Source organism: Pseudoxanthomonas wuyuanensis (assembly GCF_900215535.1).
Taxonomy (GTDB): Bacteria; Pseudomonadota; Gammaproteobacteria; order Xanthomonadales; family Xanthomonadaceae; genus Pseudoxanthomonas_A; species Pseudoxanthomonas_A wuyuanensis.
The window spans coordinates 45,240-54,607 of the sequence record NZ_OCND01000015.1 but is presented as its reverse complement, the minus strand read 5'-3'; the positions used below and the strand labels follow the sequence as shown (position 1 = coordinate 54,607).

Below are 9,368 nucleotides of genomic sequence, written 5' to 3'. Positions count from 1 at the left end.
GCGGGATCTTCTCTTGCCGGAGGGATCCCCTACAGTCTGCCAGCTCACCCCTTCTTCGGGCGCCGCGGGTGTTGCACTTACTTTGTTAACCTGCGAGGCCTAACAATTCGTTCAAGCCGAACCCGCATCGGGGCACCGCCTGGGTGCTTTTCCGCTACGCTAGCACCCAGTCGCCGCCCCGCTACGGGTCGGCTTAATTCAGGTGCTAGGTGGCGCTGGAAGGCTCATGTACTACTGGAACAAAGACAACTTTGAGGGCCTTGCATCGCTTGCGGCTGGCCTGGCCGCACGGAAGGACTTTGCCCATCTCGCCGAGTATTGCCGCCTTCGCGAGGCGGGGCTGCGCCGCGAAGCGTTTGCTGCCCTCAATACGTTCTTGGCTTGTGCTGACACGTGGGAGAGCAAGAAGTCTCAGGACGCTGTAAATGCCGTCCTGACGCTCTATTACCGCACCCCGGGTTGCCACCAGTTTCTTACACAGCCGCTACTGAATCGCTTTGTCTATCCCGCTCTTCAGCGATGGTCCGAAGATAATCCTGAGTCCATCGCGCCGGTTCGATGGCTAGCGATCCTGCGCCGCGATCCAGAGCTCCTCGGCAGAGTGCTAGTTGCAGATCCAACTGACGTGGCGATCCGACGCATGGTAATTGAGCGCCACCTATCTTCGGTTGACTACGCGACCCATCACTTGAACGAAGGCCTCTTCATCGGCGAGTTAGACGAAGCCCTCGAAGACTTAGCGCGAGCAACCGACCTAATTGGGGGAGCGGCGGATCGCGAGCTTCTGTCTGACCTCGACCGAGAGGCGCAGCAATATGGTCAAATGCTTTTCGACTGGCAGGCATACAAGGCTCGGCCGATCGGTAGCTTTCCCGAATGGTGTGCGGCCAGGGGGCGTGACTATCACTGGTCCATCGCCGTATACTACGGCGAAGGCGCCACCTAACAATTCGTCCAAGCCGACGCCGCTTCGCGGCTCGGCTTAACTCAGGCGTTAGGCACCCATGAAAGCTCCACGCGAATTGGAACTGGAAGCTCTTGCAGCAGTCACTACTGAGTCTCAGCTCTCACTAGAGGAGCTTGCCGCGCTTCCTGCATATTCTGGCGCCAGCCCTAATCCCGACTGTGTATATGACGGTTCGCTGGTCGAACTTTCTTTTCGCCAACCACTGCTAGCCGACGGCGGTGAACTAGTAGTCAGCATTCTTGGCCCCGTCTGGGACCGCGTCTTTCGGCTCGAGTTCTTCGGGGTTACCGGGATTGAACTATCCGGGTTTGGCCCATCACTTAGCATGGATGTTCGGGAGCTCGTGCTGGAGCGCCTTCCCAAAGGCAAGCGATGCAAGATCCTTGCACTTGGATTCCCGGCGGCTATCACCGTCACCTACACCTCCGTCAAGGCGTCCCGGCTCGTACTTGAGTCTCCCCTCAATCGTTCTGAGCCGGGTACCTAACAATTCATTCAAGCCGAAGCCGCTTCGCGGGTCGGCTTAGTTCAGCGTTAGGCCTCAATGACACATCAAAGCGAGTCAACCGCAACCTTTCGCATTTTCGGAGAATCCTTGGTTCCTTCCGACATAAGTGCTTTGTTAGGTGTCGCTGCGACAGACTCCTATAAAAAAGGCGATGCTCTTCCAGGCCGCGGCAAGGATGGAGGGCCGAGAATTGCAAAGCGAGGAATGTGGCGGATTGAGGCAGAGAGAAGCGAGCCTGCTGATCTAGATTCACAGATCTGCGCAATCCTTGGTCAGCTAACGGCGGACCTAGCAATCTGGACCAACCTAGACCCCACTTTTGAGTTGGATATTTTCTGTGGATTCTTCATGTCTGAGGGAAATGAGGTGGTCGCGCTACCTCCAGCAACTCTTGGCGCACTGGCAGAGCGGCGCATTGAGCTTGTACTGGACATCTACCAGCCCTCTTCTGACTAGTGCTAGATTGAGGCCTGACAATTCATTCAAGCCGATGCCGCTTCGCGGCGCGGCTTAACTCAGGCGTTAGACCGCATGACCAAGAGTCGCGTACTGGTGGTACTCGGGGCACTTCTCCTGGTTGGCGGTGCTGTGCTGTTCTGGCCGCTTGTTTCAGGATTCTTCGCTTCTGGCACCTGTGTCAGCTCTGGCGGGAGCTATGATTACATTGGAGATAGATGCGACTTCTCGCAGAATCATCCATTCATTCCGTTTTACCGCGCCTGGTCATTTTGGCTGGCCGTAGCAGCCAGCGTTGGTGGCTTCTATGCGGTTGGTCGTGGGGTTGGTCGCGGTGCAGTCTAACAATTCGTTCAAGCCGAGCCCGCATCGTTACGGCTTTGATCTGACGGTTGGCCAGGGCGGGCCGGCTTAACTCAGGTGTTAGGCGGCACATGAAACTATTACTTCTGCCAACCTTTCTTTTGTCCACCGTCACCCTGCTTACCGGATGTATCTTCCTCGGTCCCAGGGACCTCTCACTCGTTGTCGTCGGAGCGACTCCTGAGAACAGCCCTTGTCTCCTAAGCGTTGTGGCAGAGGGCTACGATCCGTCGCTCCGCAGCCGTCCTGTATCCGGTGAGTTTCGTGAGAGCTTTGTTATTGGTCCGTCGCGCCATGGCCATGTCGCCACCTTGAGTTGCAACGGCACCGTTGTGGCAAGTCGAAACTTCAAGTACGGGCGTGATACTTCAAACAGCGGAGAGCTGACCCTGTGATCGCTGTGCCGCCTAACAGTTCATTCAAGCCGAAGCCGCTTCGCGGGTCGGCTTAATTCAGGCGCTAGGCCGCCTGGGGACAAACCAGATTAATTCGGAGATGGAAAATGATCGAACTTCCCATAAGAGATCCTTGCGACCTTTGTGTGGCAAGCCGTGAAGAAAGTTGGAAGATCATAAACGAAAACGAACATACGTTAACCGTGATCAATCCGTGGCAGTTCGAAGTTGGCCAGTGCTGCGTCATCACTCGTCGGCATGTCGCGACGCTGCTCGATCTTTCCGACCAGGAGTGCGGAGCCATAATGGCTTCGGCCAAGAGAGTCGCAGAGGCGCTCGTCAAGACTTATCAGCCCCTCGGAATACTTACGTTCCAAAACAACGGGGTCTTTAGCGGGCAGGAAACGCCGCACTTCCATTTCCATGTTGTGCCCCGGCAGAAGGGCAGTGATTGGGGGATAGGTCCGCCTCAGCTCGCGACATTCGATGGCGCCGGACGCAAAAGAGGTACCTCGCACGATCCAAGCGGGGATGCGCAGCGTCTCAAGCGAGTTCAATTTTCTGCCAAGCAACTGACTGAAACCGCGAACCTGATTCGTTCGAATCTTCCGGAGTAGCCAGGTTGTTGTAATGTTCCGGCTCAGGCGTTGGACGGCGGCAGGCTTGGTGCGGCTGCCAGCCGTCAGTCGCCCACGACTGCGGCCAAAGCCCAACGGTTGACATCATTCTTGTGTAGTAGCAGACTCGGCCCAAGGAGCGTAGAAACTCCTCGTACAGCGGTACCCACCTCCGTCAAACCGGTGGGTTTTTTGTGCCTGTTTTCCATAGGCGCAACCGACGCGATGCCTGCGTCGGGAGGGCGGCTAATACAACACCCGCAAGGGAAATACGCCCGCCGTCTGTACGCGGTTTCTAACCTCCCGACTTCCCGTCGCCGGTCGGCTGCGGGTCACTTCATGGAAAGAGGACGCAACGATGTCGAAATTCGATTCGGATGAGATGGACATGCCCGGCTATTTCCTGCCGGAGGACAGCCAGTTCCGGCTGAAGAAGCTGCGCGATTACACGGAGTTCCTGTCCCGGCTGGCGCAGCCGCGCACGTCGGATGAGGCGAAAGAAGGCACGCCCGAGGTACGCATAGGCGAGCTGGCGGTCTGCTTGCAGTTGCTGTCAGAGCAGGTCGAATTGGTGTTGGAAGAACTGCCGCAGCCTATGCAGCGGAAAGCGGCAGCGACAGCAACGGATGCGGATGCGGACGAGGACGAGGGCGAAGACGAAGATGATGCGTCCGAGAAGATGCAGGAGATTTCCATCGCGGTCGCCGAGCGTTATTCCTTTGGCGTCACCCTGGGCCAGATTGATTCGCTGGACCTTTTGACTCAGACCATCTCGGCGCACGGCGATGTGGTGGCAGGCAGCCACGAGGCCGAATTCGCTGACCATACGCTGCCGCTGATAGGACAGGCCATCTATGACGGGGTGGAAGCCGTGCGCGCCATCCTGGGCAAAGTAAAAGACCAGCCGCTCGGGCCGTCGCGGCGTCCGCTAAACCGCGTGGGCGAAACGCGGGCTGTGTACGACGCGGGGTTTGCACGTCCGGCCGCAAGGCCGGGGTCGCAGCCCGGCTTTGGTGATGGCCTGAGCCGGACGCTGCAGTAAGGCCCCTGCGGTGTTGTTTCGTCGGCCCGGATTTCCCCGGGCCGACGCTTGGCTAAAGTCAGCGTAGCCCAGGTAACCCCAGACTTGATCCGGGGGCTTCCGGGGCGGGTCCCGGAAGGTGGGTCGACGATATCTATTGAATAGCCGGTGTAGCCATGATAAGCCCAAAGGCCGTACCCGGGGTGTTCTACACGCGAACCTTCCATTCCCCCCGGGTGCGGCCGTTGGCCTTACTCAGGCTACTTGCTTCCCCCCGTTTGGACCTTTCGCAATCTAGGCAGGGTTATTTCTGTCCGCATTGCTTTTGTTAACCTGCACCACCTGGCAGTTCGTTCAAGCCAATGCCGCTTCGTGATGCGGCTTACTAAAGCGTTTGACCCCGGAGGTGCGTTCATGCGGCTCAATTCGATTGTTATCCTACTTCTCGTCGCCTCCAGCGCAGCATGTACGGCGCCGCTCAGCACGGCATCCACGCAAGCCGCCAGCAGCGACACGCCGGCGCTACCCAACGAGAAAGAAGCGACTGACGCCATAATAAAAATGCTTGACATGGGCGACATGCAAACTGAGATCACCACCAAGCTGGGGACCTGCATACCCGCTATGGATGCGAAGCATGCTGGGCAGATCGCTTGCACCATCGCGGTACGAATCGGCGCTGGCACATCCGAGACGCAGGCGGACTTTTACCGCAACGGTACTACCTGGGAAGCTCAACCGAGCACCTCGCAGGAGAAACTTCCTTTCCCTGACCCAGCCCTATAGCGCCCCGGCGTAGACTGGGGCCACCCGCAGTAGCCATCAGTTACAGGGAATACGATGAATCTCTGCATTTTTCCGTTGCTGTTTCGTGCCGCTCTGCTGTTGATGCTGCTGTCGGCCGCCGGGTGCGCTTCGACACCCAGACCACCCGCCAACGACACCGCGCTGACGTTTGCGGTGGTGCGCCATGGCGAGAAAAGCAGCGACGATGCCGAGGACCCCAATCTGAGTCCGGACGGCCGGGTACGCGCGGCCGAACTGGCCCGGTTGTTGGCCGATGCGCCGGTGGTGGCGGTCTATGCCACCGAATACCGCCGCACCCAGCAGACCGCCGAACCAACCGCCGCGGCGCATGGGTTGGCGGTCCTGCGCTACTTCAGCAAGGGGCCGGCCGACGAAGCGGCGGCGCAGTGGCGGCAGCGGTATACCGTGGGCACCGTGCTGATTGTCGGTCACAGCAACACCGTGCCGGAACTGGTGGCAGCGCTGTGCGGATGCGAAGTGCCGGCGATGGACGAGAGCGAGTACGACCGCCTGTCCACCATCCGGTTCGACGCGACAAGCAAGCCAGCATTGGAGATACGCCGCTACGGCGCTGCCGGCCGATGAGCGCGCTACTGGAACCCTGGGATGGCGATATCGCCAAAGCCAGGCGCTTGCAGGCGCAACTGGCGATGCAGTTGGTGCTGGAGGACGACTTCCCGACACCGCTGCGGTCGCTGGGCGGATTCGACGCCGGTTTCGAGGCCGAAGGCACGGTCACCCACGCCGCTGCGCTGTTGATGGACGCCGATACGCTGCAACCTACGGCGCAGCGAATCGCGAGATTGCCGACCTGTATGCCGTACATCCCGGGCCTGCTCAGTTTCCGCGAATTGCCGGCGCTGCTGGCGGCGCTGGCAGGTCTGCCACAACCGCCACAGCTGGCCTTCATCGACGGCCATGGCATTGCGCACCCCCGCCGGCTGGGCATTGCGGCCCATTTCGGCATCGCGACCGGGCTGGCCAGCATTGGCGTGGCGAAGAAGCCGCTGTGCGGCAGTTTCGACCCGCCCGGCCCCGAACCCGGCGACCGCACCCGGCTGATGCATCGCGGCGCGCAGATCGGCTGGGTCCTGCGCAGCAAGCGGCGTTGCAATCCGTTGTTCGTCTCGCCTGGCCACAGAGTGTCGATGGCGTCGGCCGCGGAACTGGTGATGCGCTGCCTGGCCGGCTACCGCCTGCCCGAGCCGACGCGGCTGGCGGACCGGCTGGCCTCGCAACGGGACGGCCGATAGCGCAATGCGGCCAAAAAAGCACGGCATTACGCTTGCCCCGCTGCCGACAAGGCAAACTGGGGCATCTGCGCACCCGACCATGACTACCCCTTTGCAGATACAACCCAGCTTCTGCAACGGTCCGTTGCCATCGCGCTATGCCGCACGCCAGGCCGCCATGCCATGCTGACACTACCTCAGGAGGAAGCCATGACCACCATCATCACACCGCGCGTCCACGATCTGGGCGGCGGGTTCAATGTCCGCCGGGCGGTGCCCAGCCTGCAGGCCCGCAGCGTGGGGCCGTTCGTATTCGTCGATCACATGGGCCCGGCCGTTTTCGAGCCCGGCAACGGCGTGGACGTGCGCCCGCATCCGCATATCGGGCTGGCAACGGTGACATTCCTGTGGTCGGGCGCGATCAACCACAAAGATACCTTGGGTTCCGAGCAGGTCATCCGGCCGGGCGACGTCAACTGGATGACGGCCGGCCGCGGCATTGCGCATTCCGAACGCAGCCCGGCCGATGTACGCCAGGGCCAACACCCGTTGCATGGCATGCAGACCTGGGTGGCGCTGCCGAAAGCCGATGAGGAAACCGCCCCGGAATTCCATCACCATGCCGCCGCCACGCTGCCGCAGCAGCAGCGCAATGGCGTGCTGTTGCGCGTGATCGCCGGCCGTAGCTACGGCGAAGAGTCGCCGGTGCGGGTGTTCGCCGATACCTTCAACGTGGCGGTGGATCTGCAGGCCGATGCCGAACTGGCCATCGACGACAGCCATGCCGAGCGCGCGCTGTATGTGCTGGAGGGCGATGCCCAGATCGACGGTGCCGACATTCCGGAAAAGCATCTGGTCGTGTTCGAGCGCGGTACCCGCCCGGTGCTGCGCGCCAAAACCGCGGTCAAGGGCCTGCTGGTCGGCGGCGAACCGTTGGATGCGCCGCGCCACATGTGGTGGAACTTCGTGTCCAGTTCGAAGGAGCGCATCGAACAGGCCAAGCAGGACTGGCTGGACGGCCGCTTCGGCCAGATTCCCGGCGAAACCGAGTTCATCCCGTTGCCGGAGCGGTGATGGTTGGGTGGAGCGAGGAGTGAGAAATGAGGAGTGAGAAACGAGGAAGGGTCGGCCTTGCTTCCTTCTTTCTTTGCAAACCCTGATTCGCGCCTGGTCTCGGTTGCGGCTTGCTCGATGCCGTCATCCGGCGGCGCTGTTGAGGACGCGCCCTAACGCAATGCAAACATCGCCGTCACAACTTTCGATTATGTTGCTGGCGCCGCTGGACGGCGGCGTTCATTCAAATCGGGGGTTCCAATGAGTCTGGCAAAGAAACTGGTAGCGGAGTTGCTGGGAACGTTCTGGCTGGTACTGGGGGGCTGCGGCAGCGCGGTGCTGGCGGCCAATTTCGGCGGCGACGGCAATCCCTTGGGCATCGGTCTGCTGGGCGTGTCGTTGGCGTTCGGCTTGACGGTGCTGACCGGGGCGTATGCGTTCGGGCATATTTCCGGCGCGCACTTCAATCCGGCGGTCAGTTTCGGGCTGTGGGCCGGCGGGCGCTTTCCGGCGCGGGAACTGATCCCGTATGTCATCGCACAGGTCATTGGCGGCATCGCGGCCGGTTTCATCCTGCTGCAGATCGCCAAGGGCAGCAGCGGCTTTGCCATCGACCCGGGTGCGGCCGGAGCGTTTGCCAGCAACGGCTACGACGCCCTGTCGCCTGGCGGCTATTCGGTGGCGGCGGCGTTCCTGACCGAGGTGGTGCTGACGGCGTTCTTCCTGGTGGTCATCATGGGCGCCACCCACAAGCGCGCGCCGGCCGGCTTTGCCCCCATCGCCATTGGCCTTGCACTGACGCTGATCCACCTGATCAGCATCCCGGTCACCAACACCTCGGTCAATCCGGCCCGCTCCACCGGCGTGGCGCTGTTTGCCGGCTCAGGCGCCCTTGGGCAGCTATGGCTGTTCTGGCTGGCCCCCATCCTGGGCGGCCTGATTGGCGGCATGGCCTACGGCTGGCTGGGCCGCGACGAGCGTTGAGCCCCCGCCGATGGCGCGGGCAGCGCCTGCGCCATCGGCAATCGGCTGGAAAACAGGGCGAATCGCGCGCCGATACGTTGTCATCGGTGCACGGCTGGGCTATGGTCGTACCACCTGCCAGCCAGGACAGCCGGCGGCGGGGCGCCGTGGATTGGGGATACATGAAACGTCCGGACCGGATGACGGCCGGCCACGACGGCCCGGATTGGTGCCAGAACCATCTGTCCGCCGCATTGCGGCGCTCGTCCAGGGGGACCCCACATGAAAATCGCTCTTGTTTTGAGTCTGCTGTTATTGCCCGCTGCCGCACTTGCGCAGCAGCCGTTCTATTGCCCCAACCTGCCCGCAAACACCGAATTGCAATGGGAGCAGCGCTTGGGCGACGGTTTCATCGCCTGCAAGGCCGTCGATCCCGACGGGCGCCAGGTGTTGAACGTGATGCTGACCTCGCGCGACCCGAACATCGCCCTGACCCGGCAACTGCGCGCCGAGGAAGGCCGCTTTTCCGGCCGGGAACTGTACTGGTATCGGCTCGATCTTGGCGGCCGCGTGCTTCCGGACATGGAGTCCCGGCGCATCACCGTGATCAAGTTGGGCAAGGACCATTACGCCCAGGTCTGGATCAATGCCGGTTCCGCGCAGGAACTGGGCACGCTGCAGGCGTTGACGCGGCAACTGGACGTCAATGACGCCAGCGCCACGCTGCTCTCTGCTGGGCGTTGAATCTCGATCCAGGCTGTGTTGGGAAAAGTCCAAAGCACTGGACACGAAACATAGCGGAGGAGCGAAATAAAGCGTTTGCTTTGGATCGTTCTCTTTGCCTTTATCCCCGTCCAATGCTTTTCGGATTTGCGGTTGCGGAGAGCTGATCGGTAACGCTTCATCGCGACTCACGTCGCTCCCACAGGGAAGGCTCCCTCTGGGAGGGACGCAGCCAATGAGCGAGTGATTCCATGGGCGGCCAC

At 61.2% G+C, this 9,368-nt stretch carries 11 protein-coding genes; all 11 read left to right on the top strand.

Annotation, left to right across the window (positions count from 1 at the left end; all coding sequences use genetic code 11):
* The first annotated feature begins 226 nt into the window (after positions 1-226).
* Positions 227-946: a hypothetical protein gene (locus CRO39_RS19610; protein WP_097123670.1), complete on the top strand. Its 720-nt coding sequence runs from the start codon at positions 227-229 to the stop codon at positions 944-946.
* A 58-nt stretch (positions 947-1,004) separates the two neighbouring features.
* On the top strand, positions 1,005-1,454 hold the full coding sequence (locus CRO39_RS20655) for a hypothetical protein (protein ID WP_141400872.1): 450 nt from the start codon (positions 1,005-1,007) through the stop codon (positions 1,452-1,454).
* Positions 1,455-1,562: 108 nt separating this feature from the next.
* On the top strand, positions 1,563-1,931 hold the full coding sequence (locus CRO39_RS19605; RefSeq protein WP_238394668.1) for a DUF4279 domain-containing protein: 369 nt from the start codon (positions 1,563-1,565) through the stop codon (positions 1,929-1,931).
* Between the two features lie 865 nt (positions 1,932-2,796).
* On the top strand, positions 2,797-3,306 hold the full coding sequence (locus tag CRO39_RS19600) for an HIT family protein (RefSeq protein ID WP_097123668.1): 510 nt from the start codon (positions 2,797-2,799) through the stop codon (positions 3,304-3,306).
* Positions 3,307-3,664: 358 nt separating this feature from the next.
* Positions 3,665-4,348 carry an XAC0095 family protein gene (locus tag CRO39_RS19590; RefSeq protein ID WP_176520239.1) on the top strand — a complete coding sequence of 228 codons (684 nt, stop codon included), beginning with the start codon at positions 3,665-3,667 and terminating at the stop codon, positions 4,346-4,348.
* A 393-nt stretch (positions 4,349-4,741) separates the two neighbouring features.
* Positions 4,742-5,113 (top strand): hypothetical protein, encoded by a 372-nt coding sequence (locus tag CRO39_RS19585; protein WP_202926334.1) that lies wholly within the window; start codon positions 4,742-4,744, stop codon positions 5,111-5,113.
* A gap of 54 nt (positions 5,114-5,167) precedes the next feature.
* Positions 5,168-5,719 (top strand): SixA phosphatase family protein, encoded by a 552-nt coding sequence (locus tag CRO39_RS19580; protein ID WP_097123667.1) that lies wholly within the window; start codon positions 5,168-5,170, stop codon positions 5,717-5,719.
* Positions 5,716-6,387 (top strand): deoxyribonuclease V, encoded by a 672-nt coding sequence (gene nfi / locus CRO39_RS19575; RefSeq protein WP_097123666.1) that lies wholly within the window; start codon positions 5,716-5,718, stop codon positions 6,385-6,387. Before CRO39_RS19580 ends, nfi begins: the two co-directional genes overlap by 4 nt.
* A 189-nt stretch (positions 6,388-6,576) precedes the next feature.
* Entirely contained in the window at positions 6,577-7,440 is an 864-nt protein-coding gene (locus CRO39_RS19570; RefSeq protein WP_097123665.1) for a pirin family protein, read from the top strand.
* Between the two features lie 240 nt (positions 7,441-7,680).
* Positions 7,681-8,403 (top strand): aquaporin Z, encoded by a 723-nt coding sequence (gene aqpZ / locus CRO39_RS19565; RefSeq protein WP_097123664.1) that lies wholly within the window; start codon positions 7,681-7,683, stop codon positions 8,401-8,403.
* 261 nt (positions 8,404-8,664) lie between these two features.
* Positions 8,665-9,126 carry a hypothetical protein gene (locus CRO39_RS19560; protein WP_097123663.1) on the top strand — a complete coding sequence of 154 codons (462 nt, stop codon included), beginning with the start codon at positions 8,665-8,667 and terminating at the stop codon, positions 9,124-9,126.
* Positions 9,127-9,368 lie beyond the last annotated feature (242 nt).

Coding starts and splice junctions, on each gene's coding strand:
- CRO39_RS19610 (WP_097123670.1), top strand. CDS start 227: ATGTACTACTGGAACAAAGACAACTTTGAGGGCCTTGCATCGCTTGCG.
- CRO39_RS20655 (WP_141400872.1), top strand. CDS start 1,005: ATGAAAGCTCCACGCGAATTGGAACTGGAAGCTCTTGCAGCAGTCACT.
- CRO39_RS19600 (WP_097123668.1), top strand. CDS start 2,797: ATGATCGAACTTCCCATAAGAGATCCTTGCGACCTTTGTGTGGCAAGC.
- CRO39_RS19590 (WP_176520239.1), top strand. CDS start 3,665: ATGTCGAAATTCGATTCGGATGAGATGGACATGCCCGGCTATTTCCTG.
- CRO39_RS19585 (WP_202926334.1), top strand. CDS start 4,742: ATGCGGCTCAATTCGATTGTTATCCTACTTCTCGTCGCCTCCAGCGCA.
- CRO39_RS19580 (WP_097123667.1), top strand. CDS start 5,168: ATGAATCTCTGCATTTTTCCGTTGCTGTTTCGTGCCGCTCTGCTGTTG.
- nfi (WP_097123666.1), top strand. CDS start 5,716: ATGAGCGCGCTACTGGAACCCTGGGATGGCGATATCGCCAAAGCCAGG.
- CRO39_RS19570 (WP_097123665.1), top strand. CDS start 6,577: ATGACCACCATCATCACACCGCGCGTCCACGATCTGGGCGGCGGGTTC.
- aqpZ (WP_097123664.1), top strand. CDS start 7,681: ATGAGTCTGGCAAAGAAACTGGTAGCGGAGTTGCTGGGAACGTTCTGG.
- CRO39_RS19560 (WP_097123663.1), top strand. CDS start 8,665: ATGAAAATCGCTCTTGTTTTGAGTCTGCTGTTATTGCCCGCTGCCGCA.